This is a genomic window from Nonomuraea sp. NPDC049684, assembly GCF_044465345.1.
Classification (GTDB): Bacteria; Actinomycetota; Actinomycetes; order Streptosporangiales; family Streptosporangiaceae; genus Nonomuraea.
Genome location: NZ_JBITLO010000015.1, coordinates 61,479 through 80,326 on the forward strand (window position 1 = coordinate 61,479; position 18,848 = coordinate 80,326).

Consider the following 18,848-nt stretch of genomic DNA (forward strand, 5'->3'; position numbering starts at 1 on the left):
ACATCGTCTCGTTCAGCGATACGCTGTGCGGGTGACCGATCGGGCGGATCTCGACACCGTGCTGGGCAAGGCGGTGACGATCCTGCGCGCCTTCCGGCCCGACGACCGGGTCGTCAGCCTCGCCGAGCTGGTGCGGCGCACCGGCCTGCACAAGGCGACCGTCCACCGGCTGTCGGGCGATCTGGTTTCCAACCGCCTGCTCGACCGCGCCGACGGCGGCTACCGGCTCAGCCGCGGCCTGTTCGAGCTGGGCATGCTCGCCTCGCTGGAACGCAGCCTGCTCGAACTGGCGATGCCGTTCCTGCAGGACCTCTACGAACGCACCCACGAGACCGTGCACCTCGGCGTGCGCGAGGGGCACGACGTCGTCTACGTCGCCAAGATCGGCGGCCACCGCCAGGCCAGGGCGCCCTCGCGCACCGGCGGCCGGATGCCGCTCCACTGCACCGCGATCGGCAAGGCGCTGCTCGCCTACGCCGGGCCCGACCTGCGGCGCGAGGTGCTGACCGGGCCGCTGGAACGGCGTACGCCGCACACCGTCGTCGTGCCGAGCATCCTGCGCGGCCAGTTGCGGCGCGTCACGGAGACCGGGGTCGCGTTCGAGGCCGAGGAGTCGGCCGTCGGGCTGGTGTGCGTCGCCGCGCCGGTGCTGGGGCGCGGCGACGAGCCGCTGGCCGCGATCAGCGTGGCCGGCCCCACCGGCCGGTTCCGGCCCGAGGGGCACGTGGCCGCGGTACGCGCGGCGGCGGCCGCGCTCGGCAGCACGCTCACCCGGCGCGACCTCCTGAGGTGAGGCGACGGCCCGGCCGGAGGTGAACCGGCGGCACAGAGCGCGCGACCTCCTCCGTCTACCGGTGGCCGGGAGGGCGCGACTTCCTCCGGTCAACCGGTGGCCGAGAGGGCGCGACTTCCTCCGGTCAACCGGTGGCCGAGAGGGCGCGGCTGATCGCGTCGGCCGCGGCGGTGAGCGCGGTGACGAGGGGTTTGATCTCCTTCGGGGAGTAGCGGACGCTGGGCATCGAGATCGACAGCGCCGCGCCGGTCGCGCCGTCGCGGCCCTTCACCGGGCATCCCAGCGCGACCACGCCCCGCTCGGTGCGCTCCAGGTTGAGCGCGACGCCGCTGTGCCGTACGGACCGCAGGTCCCGCCGCAGCCGCGCCAGGTCGGGCAGCTCCTCGGCCGGATCGGCCCGGTCGTCGGGGGCGTAGAGCTGCGCCAGTTCCTCGTCCGAGAGGGCCGCCAGCGCCACCAGGCCGCCGGTGGCCTGGTGGGCCGGGAAGACCATGCCTTCACGGCTGCCCACCCGCAGGGCCTGCCCGCACTCGACCGAGGCGATGAAGCGCACGTTGCGCCCGGTGCGGATGCTGAGGTTCACCGTCTCGTCGATCCGGTCGACCAGCGCCCGCATCTCGCCGAGCGCCGCCGCCCGCAGCGCGCCGACGTCGGACTGCGCGCGCTCGGCCAGCGCGAGGACGGGGCCCACCCGGTAGCTGCGGTCGTCGTTCTGCACCGCGAAATCGCGGTACACCAGCGCGGTCAGCAGCCGGTGGGCCGTGGAGCGGGCCACGCCGAGCCGATCGGCGGCGGCCGAGACGGTGATCACCCCGTCGAGCTGGAGGATCTGCGCGAGCCGCAGGGCATGGTCGACGCTGCTGGGCGCGTAGGCCGGCGGCGTCTTCATGGGCTTGGCCATGGAATCGATCCTGGCACATCAATTCCGCTGTGCAGAATCCTCTTTTCCAGCCCGGTCGCCTGCGCGGATAGTCGGGGCCATGCCCCACGTGAACGCCGGCGGCTCGCCGGTCAAGATCGCCGCCGTGGACCGGCCGGACCAGCCCTCGCTCAGCCCCGAGCTGGAGGACCTCTACCGAGGCTTCGAGAAGGCGCTGCTCGTCCCGTTGTGGACGGAGATCGGCGACCTGATGCCGCCGCACCCGCGCTCCACCGCGCAGCCGCACCGGTGGGAGTGGGGCACGCTGCTCGACCTCGCCGGCCGCGCCGGTGAGCTGGTCCCGGTCGGCCGCGGCGGCGAGCGCCGGGCGATCGCGCTGGCCAACCCCAGCCTGGGCGGCAAGCCGTACGCGACGCCGACCCTGTGGGCCGCGATCCAGTACCTGATGCCGGGCGAGAACGCCCCCGAGCACCGGCACAGCCAGAACGCCTTCCGCTTCGTCGTCGAGGGCGAGGGCGTGTGGACCGTGGTCGAGCGCGACCCGGTGCCGATGCGCCGCGGCGACTTCCTCCCCCAGCCCGGCCTGCACTGGCACGCCCACCACAACGCGGCCGACACGCCCATGGCCTGGATCGACGGCCTCGACATCCCCTTCCAGTACGGCGTCGAGGCGCAGTTCTTCGACTTCGGCCGGGACACCCTCACCGAGGAGGAGCACGCCACCCCCGACCGTTCGCGCGCCGAACGGCTCTGGGGGCACCCCGGCCTGGCCCCAGTCTCCCAGCTCCGACGGCACGAGGGCACGCCGTTGCTCTGCTACCGCTGGACCGACACCGACGCCGCGCTGACCGACCAGCTCGCGCTGGAGCGGGAGGGGCACGCGGGCCCGGTCGAGCCCGGCCACGCCCTGGTCCGCTACATCGACCCGACGACCGCCGGCGACGTGCTCCCGACGATCCGGGCGCAGTTCCACCGGATCACGACGGGCGTGCAGACCGCGCCGTACCGGGAGACCGGCTCGTCGGTCTACCAGGTCTTCGACGGGTCCGGCCAGGTCACCGTCGGCGACCGGTCCTGGCGGGTGAGCCGCGGCGACCTGTTCGTCGTGCCGTCCTGGCAGCCGCTGTCGATCCGCTCGGAGGCGTCGGCCTCCGACTCCGACTCCGGCGCGCTGGACCTGTTCCAGTTCAGCGACGCCCCGATCTTCACCAGGCTCGGCCTGTACCGCAGCCACACCGAGGAGAACAGCCGATGAAGCTCGCCACCGTCCGCCTGGACGACCACCGCACCGCCGCCGTCCGCGTCGAGGGCGACGAGCTCGTCGAGGTGGGCCGGACCGACGTCGGCGCGGTGCTGGCCGCGCCCGGCGGCCTGGACGCCGCCGCGACGGCCGACGGCCCGCGTCACCCGCTCGCCGGAGCCGACCTCGCCCCGGTCGTGCCGCGGCCGGGCAAGGTCGTCTGCGTGGGGCTGAACTACCAGAACCACATCAAGGAGATGGGCCGCGACCTGCCGGAGTACCCGACGCTGTTCGCCAAGTTCGCCGACACGCTGATCGGCGCCGCGGACGACATCCGGCGTCCGGCGGAGACCGACCAGTTCGACTGGGAGGCCGAGCTCGCCGTGGTCATCGGCCGGCCGGTGCGGCGGGCGGACGAGGAGCGGGCGGTCGCCGCGATCGCCGGGTTCACCGTGCTCAACGACGTCACCTGCCGGGACTGGCAGTTCCGGACCCGGGAGTGGCTGCAGGGCAAGAACTGGGACTCCACCACCCCGATCGGCCCGTTCCTGGTCACCGCGGACGAGACCGGCCCGCGGCCGGCGCTCGACGTCCGGTGCGAGGTGGACGGCCGGGTGATGCAGTTGGACAACACCGGCGACCTGCTCTTCGACCCGGTCCACCTGGTCCGCTACGTCTCGACGATGGTCCGGCTCAACCCTGGCGACGTGATCGCGACCGGCACGCCGGGCGGCGTCGGCCACGCGCGCAAGCCGCCGGTCTTCCTGCGCGGCGGTGAGCTCGTCGTGACCGAGATCGAGGGGCTGGGCAGGCTGGAGAACCGCGTCGTCACCGAGGGCGCGTGATGGCCCGCGACCTGGCCACCACGCTCGCGTGGGTCGAGACGGGGACCGGCCTGTGCGCGTCGGCGATCGCCGGTCTGTCCGAGCGGGAGTACGACGCCGCGTCGGCCCTGCCCGGCTGGACGCGCAAGCACGTCGTGGCGCACCTGGCGGCGAACGCCGAGGCGATCGGCAACCTGGTCCGCTGGGCGCGCACCGGCGAGCCGGCCCCGATGTACGCCTCGCCGCAGGCGCGCGCCGCCGGGATCGAGCGGGGCGCCCTGCTGGACGCCGGCGAGCTGGCCCGGTGGTTCACCGAGTCGGCCGCGACCCTGGCCACCGCCATGGCGGCACTGCCCGAGGAGGCGTGGCGGGCCGAGGTGGTGACCGCGCAGGGACGGACCGTCCCGGCGAGCGAGATCCCCTGGATGCGCAGCCGGGAGGTCATGGTGCACGCGGTGGACCTGGCCACCGGGCTCACCTTCGCCGACCTTCCCGACGGCTTCCTGCGGGAGCTGCGGGAGGACATCCGCGCCAAGCGCGGGCCCGGCGCGGTGCCCGACGTCGAGGGGTCGCTGCCCGACGTGACCGCCTACCTGGCCGGACGCCCGGCGTCCGGGGTGACGGCCGCCGACGGCGGACGCCCGCCGACCCTGCCTCCGTGGCTGTGACGAGAACTGCGTGGCCGTGGCGAGAACTCCGTGGCTGTGGCGAGAAGGAAGATCCTATGGGCACCCTCCCCTCCACCCGTGCCGACGTGATCGTCGTCGGGGGCGGCATCGGCGGTCTGTCCGCCGCCCTCGCCCTGGTCCGCCAGGGCCTGCGGGTCCGGGTGTACGAGCAGGCCTCGGCGTTCGGCGAGGTCGGCGCCGGCCTGCAGCTCGCCCCGAACTGCACCCGCATCCTGGACCGTTACGGCCTGCTGGCCGAGGCGTCCGCGCTCGGCGTGCTGCCCGAGAGCATGGTCATGAAGGACGCCCTGGACGCCGCCGAGCTGACCCGGCTCGACCTGCGCGACGTCGAGCGCCGCTACGGCTACCCCTACCTGGTGATCCACCGCAGCGACCTGCACGGCATCCTGCTGCGCGCCTGCGAGCGGGCGGGCGTCGAGCTGCTCACCGACGCCCGCTGCACCTGGTACGAGAACGTCGAGGGCGGCGCCCGCGTGCGATTCGCCGACGGCGTCGTGGACGAGGCGGACGCGGTGATCGCCGCCGACGGACTGCACTCGATCGCCCGCGAACTGCTGGTCCACGACGAGCCGGTGAGCTCCGGATATGTCGCCTACCGCTGCGCGGTGCCGTTCGAGCAGGTCGCCGGCAACGACGTGCACGACATGGACGTCGTCGTGTACGTCGGACCGCGCTGCCACTTCGTGCAGTACCCGCTGCGGGGCGCGGAGACGTTCAACCAGGTGGCCGTGTTCGAGTCGCCGAAGGCGCTGGCCGGCGAGGACGACTGGGGCACCCCCGACGAGCTGGACGCGGCGTTCGCGGGCACCTGCGACCAGGTCCAGCAGGGCCTGCCGCTGATGTGGCGGGACCGGTGGTGGCGGATGTTCGACCGCGACCCGATCATGACCTGGGTGACCGGGCGGATCGCGCTGCTCGGCGACGCCGCGCACCCGCCGCTGCAGTACATGGCGCAGGGCGCGATCATGGCGATCGAGGACGGCTGGGTGCTCGGCGAGCACGTCGCCGCCCAGCGCGCCGAGGGCCGCCCGGCGGTGGACTGGGACCGGGCGCTGGCCGCCTACGAGGCGGTGCGGCCCGAGCACTGCCGCCGGGTGGTCGGCACGGCGCGGGCGTGGGGCGCGTTGTGGCACCTGGAGGGCGTCCGGAGACTGCAGCGCAACGCCCTGCTGCGGGAGCGCGACGTCCACGACTACGCGTTCGTGGACTGGATCTTCGGCCCGACGGCCCTGACCCCCGACGACGAGCCGGAGATGTTCCGCCCGATCCCCCTGGACTCCGCCTCCTTGTGACCCTCCCCCGGCACGCCCGCGCACCGCGCTCGACGCGGGAGCGCGGCCGTGCGGGATGAGCATGCTCTGTCCCCCGTGCGAGCTACCGGGGAATGTCCACCGTGCGGTGACGATCAAGGCGCCGGCCGCTCCGTAACGTTGCGGGGCGGCCACGGCGTTCCGCCGGCCCTTTTCCCGCTCGTACCCCGCCGTGCGCATCGCCTTCGCGGCGGCCGGCCCATTGGAGGACTTCATGCTCGCCAAGATCAGGACACCCCTTGCCGCCGCGCTGTGCTGCGTCGGTCTCGGGGCGGGGGTGGCCGGCTGCGACGGCGACGCGATGGAGAAGTGGGATCCCTTCGCCGCCTCCACCTCCGCCGCGCCGACGTCCGGGGCCGCTCCGATCTCCGGCACCCAGAAGATCACCGTGGCGGGACGGTCGGTGAACGTGTCCTGCTCGGGCGAGCCGGTCGAGGGCGGTCCGGTCGTCGTCCTGATGCACGGCGGCGGCGACGGGCTGGACAAGATGGCGTCCCTGCAGAAGACGTTGAGCGGCAAGCACCGGGTCTGCTCCTACGACCGGCTCGGCGCGGGCGCGAGCGACCAGCCGGACGGCCCGCAGGACCTCGCCGGCAGCGGCCGGATCCTGACCGGCGTGCTGGACCGCGTCGCCGGGAAGACCCCGGTCGTCCTGGCCGGTCACTCGCTGGGCGGGCTGATCGCCGCCCGGTACGCCCCCGACCACCAGGACAGGGTCAAGGGGCTGGTCCTGCTGGACGCCACCCCGCCCACCATGATGAGCGACATCGAGAAGGCGATCCCGAAGTCCGCCAAGGGCCCGGCCGCCGAGCTGCGCGCGCAGAACCTGGCGATCTTTCAGGGGCAGAACCCGGAGAAGCTGGTCATCGCCGACGGCGAGGTCCGCTCCGCCGGTGACATCCCGGTCGAGGTCGTCCGGCACGGCAAGCCGTACCTGGAGGCGCTGCCCGAGTACGGGCCGCGCCTGGAGCGGGCGTGGGCGGCCGGCCAGCGCAAGTGGCTGGCGCTGTCGGGCCGCAGCAGGCTGAGCACGGCCGCGGGCAGCGGGCACTACATCTACGTCGACGAGCCCGGCGTCGCCGTCCAGGCCGTCGAGCGCGTCGCCGGGGAGGCGCGGGGCCGGTGATCCGGCCGGTCGCGGGGATCTGGCAGAAGGCTGGATCAGGGTTGATCAGGTTGCAGGACCTCGCCGACGAGGGGCCCGTCTTCGACCTGCGCATCAGGGCCGCCCACCGGGGCCGCGGCCTCGGCGGCCGGGCGGTGCGCCGGCTGACCGGCCACCTGTTCACCGAGCTGCCGGGGATCACCCGGATCGAGGGCACCACCCGGCAGGACAGCCTGGCCATGCGTGCCGTCCTCCGCGGCGCGGGCTTCGCGAAGGAGGCGCACTACCGCCGGGCCTGGCCGGGACGCGACGGACGACTGTACGACTCGGTCGGCTACGCGATCCTGCGCTCGGACTGGGAGACCGGCGAGGTCACGCCGGTGGCCTGGGGGGACGAACCCCGCCCCTGACCGTCACGGTCGCCGGGAGAGGCCGCCGTCGTGATCGCCGAACGAGCGGCGGTAGGCGGCGGGCGTGGCGTGCACCAGGGAGTGGAAACGCCTGCGGAGGTTGGCGGCCGAGGACAGGCCGACCCTGGCCGCGATCGTCTCCACGGGGAGGTCGGTCTCCTCCAGCAGGGCCCGCGCCGCCGTGACGCGCTGCTGGAGCAGCCATCGGCCGGGGCTGACGCCGAGCTGCCCGGCGAACCTGCGGGCGAGGGTCCGCGGGGAGACCCCGGCCCGTGCGGCGAGGTCGTCGAGGGTGAGCGGTTCGTGCAGCCGTTCGGCGGCCCAGTCGAGGAGCGGCGCCAGCGACTCCGGCCGTCGGTCCGTGGGCGGCGCGGTGCTGTACTGGAGCTGGCCGCCCTCGCGGTGCGGCGGCATGACCATGTGGCGGGCGATGTGCGCGGCGTAGGCCGCGCCGTGGTCGGCGCGGGCCAGGTGCAGGCACAGGTCGATGCCGGCGGCGGTGCCGGCGCTGGTGGCGAGGTCGCCCAGGTCGATGTAGAGCGTGTCGGGTTCGACCTGTACGCCGGGAAAGCGGTCCGCGAGCTCGGCGGCGAGCCGCCAGTGGGTGGTCGCCCTGCGGCGATCGAGCAGTCCGGTCTCGGCGAGCAGGAAGGCTCCCGAGCAGATCGCGACGATCCGGGCGCCTCGCCGGTGTGCCCGCCGGATCGCGTCGACCACGGCGGGCGGCGCCGGGTCGTCGCGGCGGTGCCATCCGGGGATCACCACCGTGTCGGCGGCCTCCAGCGCCGACAGGCCCGCGCCCACCGCCATGTCGTACCCGGCCAGGGTCGGCACGGCGCCCGGACGTTCGGCGCACACCTGGAACGTGTAGCGGGCGGGCAGCCCCGGCCGGCGCACGCCGAAGACCTCCGCCGCGCACGCCAGCTCGAACGTGGACTGCGGCGGCAGGACCAGCGCCACCACTCGCTGAACGGTCATGGCAGGAAAATACCGCCACGCGTCAATCCAGACACTGGGCGGGGACGGCGTCCGCCGCGACGATGGGGTCATGACGCAAGATGCGAACGACGTCCAGATCCTGCACGTCGACGAGGTGGAGGCGGTCGAGGTCGTCCCCGGGATCGTCCGGCGGCGGCTGCCCGCCACCGACCGGGCCCGCGGCTGGATGTACGACTTCGCCCCGGGCGCCGAATGGCCCGAGGCGGACGTGCACGACGGCGAGGAACGCTACTACGTGATCTCCGGCGAGTTCATCGACCGGGGGCGGCGGCTCGGGCCGGGCAGTTACGTCGTGTTCGCGCCGGGCAGCACGCATCGACCGCGCACCGAGACGGGCGCCCGCATGCTGGGCATCAGCATCCTCACCCCGTAGGGACGCCGCAGGCCGGGGACCGGCGGGCGGCGTCAGTCGCGCGGGCGGCGGACGCGGGGGACGGGCTGGCCGCGGCGGGCGGCCTCGGCCTCCAGCCGCTTCCTCAGCAGCCTGCCCTGGCCGAGGAACGAGCGGCTGCGCTCCCGGCGGCTCCCCGCCAGGCTCCAGTCGTTGAGCGCCCGCTCGACCCGCACGCTCAACCGGTCCCCCGCGCCGGTGGCCCGCCCGACCAGCACGACGTTCTCCTGCCACTCCATGGCCGGGCCGTGCCGGTGGAAGGTCAGGCACACCGGCCCGCCGGCCGCCTGGACGCCCGCGGGCAGCCGCAGGTCGAAGCCCGCCTCCGTCCGTACGGCCGAGCGGGTGCGCACGGCCAGCGGCATGCCGTCGGCCACCATGGTGACGACGGGCTCGCCCAGGCGGGCGGCGCGGGCGGCGAACGGCCGCCAGTCCGCCGGCGGGGCCGACCGGCTCGGCAGCCGGGGGCCGGTGGGGGCGGGGTCGGAGGCGGGCACGGCGACGTCCGGGGGGCCGATCCAGATCTCCGGCGTCCTGGACAGGTCGCCCTCGGGCCACCAGACGATCCGCTCGGGGGTGACCTCCACCCAGATGCGGGCGAAGTACCAGCCCAGCCGTCTCACCAGGAACCACGGCATCCCGGCGAACCCGGCGCCGGTCTTGGCCAGGGACTCGCGGACGTACCGGTCGGTGCCGGCCTGCAGGTCCGCGTCGCGCACGGTCGCCCGGCCTTGCACCAGGACGACGGGCTCCCGGTCCGGGCCGCCCTGCGCGCCGGAGCACAGCAGCGCGACGCGCGGGTCCCGGCGGGCGCGCTCGGCCTTGTCCGGGTAGGTGAGCCCGGTGCTGACGTCCAGCGTGCCGCCCGCCCCGGCGTACGGCGTGACGGGCCAGGTGACGGGGCGGCCGTCGCGGGTGAGCGAGGCGTACTCGCAGACCAGGGCGCGGCCGAACACCTCGGCCGCCAGGCGCGGCGAGAGGGCCGGTGCGGATGCGGTCATCACGGCTCCAGGATCAGGTCGGCGGGGGTGGTGCCGTACAGGCGGGTGAAGCGCCGCCGGTAGGCCGGCCACCAGAACAGGCGGAACATCAGCCGGGCCACGACCGGCAGGTCCGCGTACGACGCCGCGAGCAGGCGGGCGTCGGCGCCGGAGGCGAGCCAGCCGAGGATGACGGGGACCCGGCGGCGGCCGAAGTCGTCCATCGCCTGCCGCCGGTCGGCCTCGACGTCGCCGGGGGTGAGGTGGGCGAGCATGAGCGGCACGGCGACCCGCTCCTCGTGGTCGAGGTGCTCGTTGACGAGCTCGTGCAGCCGCCGCAGGACGGGCGCGCGCCCGGCCAGGGGCGCCCCGCGGTCGGCGGCGGCCTCGATCAGCGGGTCCAGCAGGGAGTGCTCGGACTCCAGCTCGGCCAGCGCGTCCGCCGCCCGCGGGGCGCGGACGGTGAGCTTGGGCCACAGGGTGGCGTCCTCGTGCGCGTGGTGGGCGTGCAGCATGTCCAGCACGAGCGCGAGCTGCTCCTCCAGCAGCTCCTCGTGCGCGTCGTCACGCGGGTCGCCGCACGCCTCGGCCAGGCGGCCGAACTCGGCGCGGAAACCGGCGTGCATCATCAGGAAGCCGGTCAGGTGTTCTGGTGTGATCATCAGTCTGTTCCCTCACGTGTCGGGAACAGCGTGCGCGCCGGGCCTCTACGTGCACTTGGCGAGGGCTTGGCGGGCCCTTGTCAGCCAGTAGGCCGCCCCCGCCCGCTCAAGCTGGCGCACCGCCTCGCTCAGGTGGGCCCGCGCCCCCTCGCGGTCGCCGAGCGCCAGCAGCGCCTCGCCCAGGTGGCCGTCGTACGCGCCGTCGACGGTGGTGCAGGCGCCGTTCACGTGCAGCAGCCCGGCGAACGGACGGAACGCGTCGTAGACCTCCCGGACGACGTCCAGCTCGCCGAGCCGGATCGCCGCGTGCAGCCGGCACATGGCGGCCATCGCCCAGTGGTAGTCGCGCGGCGGCATGGGCGTCTCGCGCAGGATCCGCCGGGCGCGCTCGGGCTCGCCCAGTTCCGCCAGCGCGTACGCCAGGGCGTAGGCGGGCCCGGCCAGGCCGGTGTGCCGGGCCATCTCCTCGATCCAGGCCGCCTCCTCGCCCAGGCGCTCCTCCTGGATGATCGTCTCGGCCCGTCCGGCGAGCATGCTGAGCTCGAAGTAGGCCAGGTCGGCGAACGACAACGTCGCCCTGACGGGCTCGAAGTGCCGGGCCGGGCCGGGGACGCCCTGGAACAGGTCGAGCCCCACGTGCGTCACCGCGGCCTGGAGCGCCAGCGTGGGATTGTGCAGGTCGCGCAGCAGCGTGCCGATCTCCGCCAGCAGGTCGCGGGCCTGCGCCACCCTGCCGTGCTCCACGTGGTGGGCGACGAGGTGGAGCTGCGCGATCACCCTGAGCTGGGGCGACAGGTCCGGCTCGGCCAGCAGGCGGCGGGCGGTCCCGGCGCGCTCCTCGACGAAGTCCTGCCCCTGCAGGGCGATGAGCCGCAGGTGCAGGACGCGCCGCAGCAGGGCGGGGTCGTCCAGGCGCTCGGCCGCCGCCACGGCCCGCGCGGAGACCGCGCCGACCTCGTCCTCGCGGCCGGTCTGGGCGAGCACGACGGCCCTGACGGCCTGCGCCGTCGCCCAGGCGGGTGTGGACGGCGGCAGCCCGCGCGCGGCCCGGTCCGCCGCGTCGCGTACGGCGGCCACGTCGACGCCGTACCGGAAGGGCACCCAGATGCCGTGGCCCATCGCGATGTCGGCGGCTCTGACGGCTTTGTCCAGGTCGTCGCCGGACAGGGCGAGCGCCTGCTCGACCGCCTCGTAGCCCTCGTCGAACCGGCCGGCGGCGTAACGGCTCTCCGCCAGCCCGACGGCCAGCTCGAACCGCTCGGCCGCGCTCGCGCCGGCCGGCTCGGCGGCCGCCAGCGCCTCCTGCCAGGACACGGCCGCGTCGTCGGGCGCGTGCCGGCGCAGGGCCGCCCGCGCGGCGCGGGCCGCGTAGTCCATCGCCATGCGGGCGGGCTCCGCGCCCAGCTCCGCCGCCGCCAGCCAGTGCCGCGCGATCACCGCCGCGCGGTCGTCGCGGACGTCGCGGTCGCCGTGCACGGCGGTGAGTGCGGCCGCCACCTGCTCGTGCACCCGCGCCCGCCACAGCCGCGACCGGCGCGACAACAGCGCGTCGGTCACCAGGGCGTGCGCGAACTCGTAGCCGCCCAGCCGGTAGGCCGACTCCCGGACCAGCCCCGCGCCGAGCGCCGCGTCGAGCGACGGCAGCAGGTCGCCGACCGTGCCGCCGGCGACCCGGGCCAGGACGACCGCCTCGAACTCGTCGCCCATCACGGCGGCCAGCTCCAGCACGCGGGCCGCCTCCTCCCCCAGGCCCGCCACCCGGTGCAGCACGACATCCAGGACGCCCTGCGGCAGCCCGCCGCCCGCCCTTGCCAGCTCGGCGAGGAAGAACGGGTTCCCGGCGGTGCGCCAGCGCAGCTCCTCGGCCCCGTGGCCGCCCGGATCGCGGCCGGACATCTCCTTGACCAGCGCGCGGACCTCCTCGGCGGCCAGCCCGTCCAGCCCGAGCCGGCGCGCGCCGAGCCGGGACAGCGCCGACAGCGTGGCGGTGAGCGCCGACGCCTCGTGCCGCCGGAACGTCGCCACCAGCAGCAGGCCCGGCCGGGCGGTGGCGGCCACGTGGACCAGCAGCCGCAGCGTGGCGTCGTCGGCGGCGTGCAGGTCCTCCAGCACGACGACCGCCGGGCCGACCGCGGCCAGGAACGCGCCGACGGCCTCGAAGAACCGCAGCCGCGCCCCCTGCGCGTCGGAGGCCGGGACCGCCTCCGGGCCGCCCGACAGGAACGTGCCCACCTCGCCGGGCAGGGCGGCCTGCGGGGCCGCGGCGGCGAGGTCGAGCAGGACGCGTTCCCATGGCCACAGGGCGGGCGCGGTCTCGTGGTCGGGGCTGGCCCCCCAGCCGACCGGCACGCCGGCGGTCGCGCGGAACCGCCTCAGCAGGCTCGTCTTGCCGACGCCCGGCTCGCCGTCCACCAGCACGACCTGCCCGGCGGCGGACGCCGCCGCGGCCGCCTCGGTCAGGAACGCGAGCGCGCTCTCCCGGCCGACGAACACGTGCCGGTCCGGCGCGGACTCGCCCGCACCGGGCGCCGCCGGGCGCACCGGCGTGGGCGACGGCGCTCCAGGCGGTGTTCCTGGCGGCGTTCCTGGCGGTGTTCCTGGCGGCGTTCCTGGCGGGGCGGGCGGCGTTGACGGCGGCGCGGTGGCGAGCGGCGTTGACGGCGGCGGCGGGGTGGCGGGCGGCGGGGTGGCGGGCGGCGGGGTGGCGGGCGGCGGGGTGGCGGGACGGGCAGGTGGTAACAGTGCGGCGTCCTGGCGGAGCACCGCGGCTTCGAGCGCGCGCAGCCGCGGGCCCGGGTCGATGCCCAGTTCCCCGGCGAGCAGGGCGCGCACCCCGCGCATGCATTCCAGGGCCGCCGCCTGCCGACCGGCGCGGTAGTGGGCCAGCACCAGCAGTTCCCAGGCGCGCTCCCGCAGCGGGTGCTCGCGGACGAACGGGTCGAGCCGCGCGACCACGTCCGTGTGGCGGTCCAGTTCCAGCAGGGCCGCGGCGAGCGCCTCCACCGTGTCCAGCCGTACCTGCTCCAGGCGGCCGATCTCCGGTTGCGCCCACTCCTGCGCGCGCACGTCCGCGTACGGGTCGCCGCGCCACAGGCCGAGCGCCTCGGCGAGGTCGGCCGCCGCCTGCTCGTGCCGTCCCGCGGCCAGGTGGGCGGAACCGGCCGACACGAGCGTGCCGAACTCGGTCGTGTCCAGGACGAGCCCGCCGGTCATCAGGCCGTAGCCGTCGGCGGCGCTGACCAGGACGGCCGGGGTCGCGCCCGGCCGCCGGTCGGGCTCCAGCCGGCGGCGCAGGTTGGAGACGTACACCTGCAGGCTTCCCTGGACGCTCGGCGGCGGGTCGCCGGCCCACAGCCGGTCGGCCAGCAGGTCGGCGGGGAGCACGCGGCCGGCGTGCATCGCGAGGAGGGCGAGCAGGGCCCGTTGCTTGGGCGGCCCGACCGGTACGGCCTGCCCGGCCACGACGAGTTCCATGGGCCCGAGGACGTTCAGCCGCACGCGCCCATGCTAGGGGCCGCCTTTCAACCGGTCCAGACGCGACATTCACGACGCCACCCGGCCCGCCCGACCCACCCCGCCGCGCCCGGGCCAGCCTGCACGCCTTGCCGCCCCCGGACCCGGCACGACTTGCAGGCCCTGGGCGGGCCCCGACGGCACCGGGACCGGGTCAGGCGGGAGTGGGGCGGTCGAGGGTGGTGAGTTTGGCCGGGTCGACGATGATGTGGATGCCGGTGATCCGGCCGCCGGCGACGGTGAAGGCGATGGCGGACAGCGGGGTGCCGTCGGCGCGCCAGGACAGGTGGCCGGGGAGCCCGTCGACCAGCACCGGCCGCTGCCCGGCGACCTCGCCGGAGAACATGCGGGCTCCGGCGGCGACGGCGGTCGCGCCGAGGGTGACGACCACGCCGCCGGGGGTGTCCACGGTCAGCTTCACGTCCGGGTCGAGGACCCGCAGGAGCGCCTCGAAGTCGCCGCCGAGCGCGGCGGCGCGGAAGGCGTCCACGGCCTCCCGGTGCTCGCGGCCGGGGCCCGCCGCCCGGTCCGTGGACCGGACCTTGCGGCGGGCGCGGCTGGCGATCATCTTGGCGGCGTCGGCGGACCGGCCCAGGATGTGGCCGATCTCATGGAACGGGACCGCGAACAGGTCGTGCAGGACGAACGCCAGCCGCTCGCTCGGAGTGAGCGAGTCCAGCACCACGAGAAGGGCGAGGCCGACCGAGTCGGCCAGCGCCGCCTGCTCGTCCGGCGCAGGCTCGTCGTCGGGCGTCACCAGGAGGTCCGTGAAGTCCTGCCCGTACGCCGTCTCGGGATGGCTCTGGCGGGATCGCAGCAGGTCCAGGCTGAGGCGGCCGACCACGGTGGTCAGCCAGCCCGCCAGGTTGCCGATGGCCCTCACGTCCTGGCGGACCAGCCGTATCCAGGCTTCCTGGACCACGTCCTCGGCGTCGGCGTGCGAGCCCAGCACGCGGTAGGCGACGGCGCGCAGCCGATCGCGCTGGGCCTCGAACGCCTCGGCCACCGGGCCGGACGGGTGCACGTTCACGGCCTGCGCTGCTGACGGAGCGAGATCCGGTTGCCGTCCGGATCCACCGCCTCGACGCGGACGCCGAACGGATAGTCCACGGGCTCGGACTCCCTGAAGGTGACACCCCGCCCGCGCATGACCTCGAAGTCCTTGCGCAGGTCGTCGGACTCCAGGATCAGCGGGCCCGGCGCGCCGCTCCCGCCCGCGTCGCCCGGCTGTCCGGCGGCCGGCGCGTACGACCACAGGAGGATCTGGACCGGGCTTCCCGGCACGCCGACGGTGAGGAAGCGGCCCTCGGGCCCCCGGACGTCGATGCGCTTCTCCAGCCCGAGCCCCGCGGTGTAGAACTCCAGCGCCCGGTCCTGGTCGGTGACGTAGACCGTCGTGTACATGATGGTGGTCAGCATCCTGCTCTCGATTCACTCGTGGGTCCGACGACCGTTCGTTCTCGGTCGTCACCCCCATGACGAGTGGCGGCGGGGAAAGGTAACACGGCCGGTCCGGCCCGGCGGGTTCGCGGCTTTACGGAACATGAAAGCTCGTTCACGATCACTGCGAGGGGGTGCAGGCTCGATCAGAAGGGGGCCCTATGCGGCCTGGCAGACGATCCTTGGGAGCGGTTGGCCTCACCCTCGGATTCCTCACTCTGGCGTTGTTCCTCGCCGCGCTGGCGATCGGCCCGACCGGGAGGACGGCTCTGGCCTCCGTCCCGGCGGCGCACGACGTCGCGTACGCGGCCGTCCCCGCCGCCGCTGTCCCCGGGACGGGCGTCTCCGGGGCCGCCGACGACGCGCCGCCGACCCGCCCCGGCGGGCTGCGGCCGTGTCCGGTGCCGTTCGCCGCCAACCCGACCGGCTACGCGTCCATCTGCTGGTCGGCCTCCTCCGACGACACGGGCGTCGCCGGGTACGACCTGTACCGCCTGGACCCGGACGGCTTCGTCCTCGCCGCCAGCACGACCAGCACGATCGGCGGCTTCTCCGGCGAGCTGAACCGCCTGTACACGATGTACGTCGTGGCCAGGGACCTGGCGGGGCACCTCAGCCCGCCGTCCGCCCTGATCACGGTGCCCGCGACGCTCGGGATGACCCCGACCGGCTCGCCGAGCCCGCTGCCGGGCGACCACGTGCCGCCGTCCAGGCCCACCGGGCTGCGCGACGCCTGCTTGCAGGACTATCCAGGCGTCACGTTCTGCTGGCAGGCGTCGACCGACAACGTGGCGGTGACGTCGTACGACGTGTACCGGGAGACGGCGACGGCGTACCGCAGGGTCGGCACGGTCCTTCCGCCGAGCCTGAACTTCGCCGAACCCGGCCTGGTCGCCGGGCAGCGTTACACGTACGTCGTGGTCGCCGAGGACGCGGGCGGCAACCTCAGCGCGCCGTCGGACCCGCTGTCCGCGCTGGCCAGGGAGGGGCTGCCGTCGCCCACGCCGTCGTCGGGCGCGCCGTGCACGGTGACGTACCGGGCCACGACGGGAGGGCCGCGGCTGGACGCCGAGCTCGTCGTGCGCAACACCGGCACGGCCCCGGTCGACGGGTGGACGCTGACGGTCGGCTACCCGGCGGCGGCCGCCGTGCGGCTCGTCTCGGGCTGGTCCGCGACCTGGACCCAGGCCGGTGCGGGCGTGGCCGGCGTGAACAAGCCGTGGAACAAGGTCATCGGGGTCGGCTCGCAGACCCAGGTCGGGTTCACCGCCGCGTACGCCGGCGGCGCGCCGCCCTCGCCGTTGAGCTTCGCGCTCAACGGGCAGACCTGCGCCACCGGCTGACGTTCCAGCTCGCAGCCTCTCGGCGGGGACGACATGGGCGCCCCCGGCCCCTCCCCGCCGAGCCCAACCCCCTCGCCCCCGGCCTGCCGGGCTGACCTGACGGGCCGCTGTGGCGAGCTCGACCGGCCGTCCGCCCCGGCCGGCCGGGCTCGGGGCGAGCGCGTGCTCTCGGTGGCGGGGGTGCGCCGCTTCAGGCGCGCAGGGCGTCGAGGAGGCGGGACAGTGCCGCCTGGGTGTCGGCCAGCTCGTCCGGGGCCGACTGCGCCAGCCACAGCGCGGCCTCGTTCATCGCCCCGGACAGCAGGCGGGCCAGCGGCGCGACCGGCTGGGCCGGGATGGCGCCGGCCGCGATGAGCGCGGCCAGCGCCTCGGTCAGGTGCCGGACGCTGGTGGCCTCGTCGATCGCCCGCCACTCGTTCCAGCCCAACACGGCGGGCCCGTCGATCAGCATGATCCGCTGTACGTCGGGATCGGCCCCGGCCGCGACGAACGCCGCGCAGCCCGCCTTGAGCTGCGCCCACGGGTCGTCCTCGGCGTCGGCCGCCGCGGCGACCCGGTCGGCCACCTCGCGCTGCACCTGTTCCAGGACGGCCCGGAACAGGTCGGGCTTGCCCTCGAAGTGGTGGTAGAGGGCGCCTTTGGTGACGCCGGACTCGCCGACGATCTCCGCCAGCCCCACCCCGGCATAGCCCCTGGTCGCGAACAGGCGCCTCGCCGTGGCGAGCAACGTGCGGCGGGTGCGTTCCTTCTGCTCCGACCTGGTCACTGCGTCCCCTTTGACATACCGACGGTATCCCAAATAGTGTACGCCCACATACCGTTGGTACGTGAAACTGATGAGGAGGACCACATGGAGCTGAGCAGCGTGTATCCGGTGGTGTGCACGGCCGATCTCGCCGCGTCGAAGGACTTCTACGTCCGGCTGTTCGGATACGAGGTGACCTTCGAGGCCGACTGGTACGTGAGCCTGCGCCGCGGCCCGTACGAGCTGGCCCTGCTCGACCACCGGCACCCGACGTTGCCCGCCGCCTACCGCCGCCCGGTCGCGGGGCTGCTGCTCAACTTCGAGGTCGCCGACGTCGACGCCGAGTGGGAGCGCCTGGTCGGGCGCGAGGGGCTGACCCCGGAGCTGGCGCTGCGCGACGAGGACTTCGGCCAGCGGCACTTCATCGTCGCCGACCCCAACGGCGTCCTCGTGGACGTGATCACGCCGATCCCGCCCTCGCAGGAGTACGCGTCCCAGTACGCGCCCGAGTGAGACCGGCGCCGGGCGCTGGACCCGCCGTCCGCGTACGTGAATCATGGAGGGGTGCGTACTGGTTTCGCCCATGAGGCGACGATCGTCATGGACGCGGACGGCGATGTGCGCGCCCCCGGCGCGGCGATCACCGTGGCGCTGTGCGGGCACTGGGAGCACGAGCCGCCCTGCCCGATCGCGGCGCACCACACGGCCGCCGACCGCCGGGGCGACGTCGTCCGGGTGCGGGTCCTGTTCGCGGCCGAGGCGGCGGCCGAGTCCGACGTGCGGGCCCGCATCGACGCCGCCCTGGCGCGGGGGACGCTCGACGGCCCGGACGGGGTCACCACCCGATGGCGGCTCCTGGAAACCCGGCCAGGCCGCCCGCACGAGGCGGAACTGCCGCACCTCGAACGTCTCCTGCGCGGGTGAAAGCGTCCGAATTACCGCGGTCCCGGCTCGACGGCCCTCCGGTTCGGTCCCGACAAGTACGCTGACCGCTGTTTCCCGCGACAGTGAAGGAGCGCCGATGACCGCCGATCCGACGATGGCCAGGATCGGCCAAGGGGTGGACTTACACCACCACCAAGGCCGGCCCGAAGCCGCTCGCGATTTGTTCGCGCAGATCTGGGACGACATCGGCGGCGAGCAGGGCGATCCGCTGCACGTCTGCGTTCTGGCCCACTCGATGGCCGACGTCCAGGACGACGTGGACCAGGAGCTGGTGTGGGACCTGCGCGCGCTCGCCGCCGCCGACCGGGTCACCGACGAACAGGTGGCGCAGGCCGGGGTGGCGCTCCCGGTGGTGGCGCTGTACCCGTCGCTGCACCTGAACCTGGGCGAGTGCTACCGCAAACTGGGCGACCTGGACCGCGCCCGCCACCACCTCGACCAGGCCCGAGCCGGAATCGGCGCACTGGGCGACAACGGATACGGCCGACTCGTCAAAGGCGGCCTGGACCGCCTGGCCGACCTCCTGAATTCCAACAATCCCCCCACAAAACCCTGAACCGATTTCCCAAGCACCATTTC

General features: G+C 74.7%; 20 protein-coding genes. 12 read left to right on the forward strand and 8 right to left on the reverse strand.

Features of this window, described 5'->3' with window-relative positions:
- Positions 1 to 31: 31 nt before the first annotated feature.
- A complete protein-coding gene (locus ACIBST_RS37195) occupies positions 32 to 793 on the forward strand; it encodes an IclR family transcriptional regulator (RefSeq protein WP_397178254.1) in 762 nt (253 codons plus the stop codon).
- A 124-nt stretch (positions 794 to 917) separates the two neighbouring features.
- On the opposite strand, the gene ACIBST_RS37200 is transcribed toward ACIBST_RS37195, so the two are convergent.
- Complete coding sequence (locus ACIBST_RS37200) at positions 918 to 1,694, reverse strand: IclR family transcriptional regulator (RefSeq protein ID WP_397178255.1); 777 nt, start codon at positions 1,692 to 1,694, stop codon at positions 918 to 920.
- Positions 1,695 to 1,773: 79 nt separating this feature from the next.
- On the opposite strand from ACIBST_RS37200, the gene ACIBST_RS37205 reads away from it, so the two are divergent.
- The 6 genes from ACIBST_RS37205 to ACIBST_RS37230 all read left to right on the forward strand — a co-directional run bounded on the left by ACIBST_RS37205 (position 1,774) and on the right by ACIBST_RS37230 (position 7,251).
- Positions 1,774 to 2,928 (forward strand): cupin domain-containing protein, encoded by a 1,155-nt coding sequence (locus tag ACIBST_RS37205; RefSeq protein WP_397178256.1) that lies wholly within the window; start codon positions 1,774 to 1,776, stop codon positions 2,926 to 2,928.
- Positions 2,925 to 3,758, forward strand: coding sequence for a fumarylacetoacetate hydrolase family protein (locus ACIBST_RS37210; RefSeq protein WP_397178257.1), 834 nt, complete (start codon positions 2,925 to 2,927; stop codon positions 3,756 to 3,758). Before ACIBST_RS37205 ends, ACIBST_RS37210 begins: the two co-directional genes overlap by 4 nt.
- Complete coding sequence (locus ACIBST_RS37215) at positions 3,758 to 4,405, forward strand: maleylpyruvate isomerase family mycothiol-dependent enzyme (protein ID WP_397178467.1); 648 nt, start codon at positions 3,758 to 3,760, stop codon at positions 4,403 to 4,405. The genes ACIBST_RS37210 and ACIBST_RS37215 overlap by 1 nt, the downstream gene beginning before the upstream one ends.
- Positions 4,406 to 4,461: 56 nt before the next feature.
- Entirely contained in the window at positions 4,462 to 5,718 is a 1,257-nt protein-coding gene (locus tag ACIBST_RS37220; RefSeq protein ID WP_397178258.1) for an FAD-dependent monooxygenase, read from the forward strand.
- Between the two features lie 232 nt (positions 5,719 to 5,950).
- Entirely contained in the window at positions 5,951 to 6,862 is a 912-nt protein-coding gene (locus ACIBST_RS37225) for an alpha/beta fold hydrolase (protein ID WP_397178259.1), read from the forward strand.
- Between the two features lie 41 nt (positions 6,863 to 6,903).
- Positions 6,904 to 7,251 carry a GNAT family N-acetyltransferase gene (locus ACIBST_RS37230; RefSeq protein WP_397178260.1) on the forward strand — a complete coding sequence of 116 codons (348 nt, stop codon included), beginning with the start codon at positions 6,904 to 6,906 and terminating at the stop codon, positions 7,249 to 7,251.
- Positions 7,252 to 7,254: 3 nt separating this feature from the next.
- Here ACIBST_RS37230 and ACIBST_RS37235 read toward each other — a convergent pair whose 3' ends face one another.
- Positions 7,255 to 8,229 (reverse strand): helix-turn-helix domain-containing protein, encoded by a 975-nt coding sequence (locus ACIBST_RS37235; protein ID WP_397178261.1) that lies wholly within the window; start codon positions 8,227 to 8,229, stop codon positions 7,255 to 7,257.
- A gap of 70 nt (positions 8,230 to 8,299) precedes the next feature.
- Here ACIBST_RS37235 and ACIBST_RS37240 point away from each other — a divergent pair, with 70 nt between their 5' ends.
- Positions 8,300 to 8,623 (forward strand): cupin domain-containing protein, encoded by a 324-nt coding sequence (locus tag ACIBST_RS37240; protein WP_397178262.1) that lies wholly within the window; start codon positions 8,300 to 8,302, stop codon positions 8,621 to 8,623.
- 32 nt (positions 8,624 to 8,655) lie between these two features.
- Here ACIBST_RS37240 and ACIBST_RS37245 read toward each other — a convergent pair whose 3' ends face one another.
- The 5 genes from ACIBST_RS37245 to ACIBST_RS37265 all read right to left on the reverse strand — a co-directional run bounded on the left by ACIBST_RS37245 (position 8,656) and on the right by ACIBST_RS37265 (position 15,215).
- Positions 8,656 to 9,642, reverse strand: a complete 987-nt coding sequence (locus ACIBST_RS37245) for a hypothetical protein (RefSeq protein WP_397178263.1) — start codon at positions 9,640 to 9,642, stop codon at positions 8,656 to 8,658.
- Entirely contained in the window at positions 9,642 to 10,283 is a 642-nt protein-coding gene (locus ACIBST_RS37250) for a hemerythrin domain-containing protein (protein ID WP_397178264.1), read from the reverse strand. The genes ACIBST_RS37245 and ACIBST_RS37250 overlap by 1 nt, the downstream gene beginning before the upstream one ends.
- A 45-nt stretch (positions 10,284 to 10,328) precedes the next feature.
- Complete coding sequence (locus ACIBST_RS37255; RefSeq protein ID WP_397178265.1) at positions 10,329 to 13,781, reverse strand: BTAD domain-containing putative transcriptional regulator; 3,453 nt, start codon at positions 13,779 to 13,781, stop codon at positions 10,329 to 10,331.
- A gap of 169 nt (positions 13,782 to 13,950) precedes the next feature.
- Positions 13,951 to 14,826 carry a sigma-70 family RNA polymerase sigma factor gene (locus ACIBST_RS37260; protein ID WP_397178266.1) on the reverse strand — a complete coding sequence of 292 codons (876 nt, stop codon included), beginning with the start codon at positions 14,824 to 14,826 and terminating at the stop codon, positions 13,951 to 13,953.
- The gene (locus tag ACIBST_RS37265) at positions 14,823 to 15,215 is read right to left on the reverse strand and encodes a VOC family protein (protein WP_397178267.1); all 393 of its coding nucleotides are present in this window, start codon (positions 15,213 to 15,215) and stop codon (positions 14,823 to 14,825) included. The genes ACIBST_RS37260 and ACIBST_RS37265 overlap by 4 nt, the downstream gene beginning before the upstream one ends.
- Positions 15,216 to 15,418: 203 nt before the next feature.
- Here ACIBST_RS37265 and ACIBST_RS37270 point away from each other — a divergent pair, with 203 nt between their 5' ends.
- Entirely contained in the window at positions 15,419 to 16,579 is a 1,161-nt protein-coding gene (locus tag ACIBST_RS37270) for a cellulose binding domain-containing protein (RefSeq protein ID WP_397178268.1), read from the forward strand.
- Between the two features lie 190 nt (positions 16,580 to 16,769).
- Here ACIBST_RS37270 and ACIBST_RS37275 read toward each other — a convergent pair whose 3' ends face one another.
- Positions 16,770 to 17,345 (reverse strand): TetR family transcriptional regulator, encoded by a 576-nt coding sequence (locus ACIBST_RS37275; RefSeq protein ID WP_397178269.1) that lies wholly within the window; start codon positions 17,343 to 17,345, stop codon positions 16,770 to 16,772.
- Between the two features lie 84 nt (positions 17,346 to 17,429).
- Here ACIBST_RS37275 and ACIBST_RS37280 point away from each other — a divergent pair, with 84 nt between their 5' ends.
- From ACIBST_RS37280 to ACIBST_RS37290, 3 genes are all read left to right on the forward strand, one after another.
- Positions 17,430 to 17,837 (forward strand): VOC family protein, encoded by a 408-nt coding sequence (locus ACIBST_RS37280; protein WP_397178270.1) that lies wholly within the window; start codon positions 17,430 to 17,432, stop codon positions 17,835 to 17,837.
- Between the two features lie 51 nt (positions 17,838 to 17,888).
- Positions 17,889 to 18,248 (forward strand): hypothetical protein, encoded by a 360-nt coding sequence (locus tag ACIBST_RS37285; RefSeq protein ID WP_397178271.1) that lies wholly within the window; start codon positions 17,889 to 17,891, stop codon positions 18,246 to 18,248.
- A gap of 97 nt (positions 18,249 to 18,345) precedes the next feature.
- The gene (locus ACIBST_RS37290) at positions 18,346 to 18,825 is read left to right on the forward strand and encodes a tetratricopeptide repeat protein (protein ID WP_397178272.1); all 480 of its coding nucleotides are present in this window, start codon (positions 18,346 to 18,348) and stop codon (positions 18,823 to 18,825) included.
- Positions 18,826 to 18,848 lie beyond the last annotated feature (23 nt).

Bases quoted from the DNA above. Each gene is read 5' to 3' on its own strand.
- ACIBST_RS37205 (WP_397178256.1), top strand. From the start codon at position 1,774: ATGCCCCACGTGAACGCCGGCGGCTCGCCGGTCAAGATCGCCGCCGTG.
- ACIBST_RS37250 (WP_397178264.1), bottom strand. From the start codon at position 10,283: ATGATCACACCAGAACACCTGACCGGCTTCCTGATGATGCACGCCGGT.
- ACIBST_RS37215 (WP_397178467.1), top strand. From the start codon at position 3,758: ATGGCCCGCGACCTGGCCACCACGCTCGCGTGGGTCGAGACGGGGACC.
- ACIBST_RS37200 (WP_397178255.1), bottom strand. From the start codon at position 1,694: ATGGCCAAGCCCATGAAGACGCCGCCGGCCTACGCGCCCAGCAGCGTC.
- ACIBST_RS37245 (WP_397178263.1), bottom strand. From the start codon at position 9,642: ATGACCGCATCCGCACCGGCCCTCTCGCCGCGCCTGGCGGCCGAGGTG.
- ACIBST_RS37210 (WP_397178257.1), top strand. From the start codon at position 2,925: ATGAAGCTCGCCACCGTCCGCCTGGACGACCACCGCACCGCCGCCGTC.
- ACIBST_RS37240 (WP_397178262.1), top strand. From the start codon at position 8,300: ATGACGCAAGATGCGAACGACGTCCAGATCCTGCACGTCGACGAGGTG.
- ACIBST_RS37290 (WP_397178272.1), top strand. From the start codon at position 18,346: ATGACCGCCGATCCGACGATGGCCAGGATCGGCCAAGGGGTGGACTTA.
- ACIBST_RS37235 (WP_397178261.1), bottom strand. From the start codon at position 8,229: ATGACCGTTCAGCGAGTGGTGGCGCTGGTCCTGCCGCCGCAGTCCACG.
- ACIBST_RS37280 (WP_397178270.1), top strand. From the start codon at position 17,430: ATGGAGCTGAGCAGCGTGTATCCGGTGGTGTGCACGGCCGATCTCGCC.
- ACIBST_RS37225 (WP_397178259.1), top strand. From the start codon at position 5,951: ATGCTCGCCAAGATCAGGACACCCCTTGCCGCCGCGCTGTGCTGCGTC.
- ACIBST_RS37220 (WP_397178258.1), top strand. From the start codon at position 4,462: ATGGGCACCCTCCCCTCCACCCGTGCCGACGTGATCGTCGTCGGGGGC.
- ACIBST_RS37265 (WP_397178267.1), bottom strand. From the start codon at position 15,215: ATGCTGACCACCATCATGTACACGACGGTCTACGTCACCGACCAGGAC.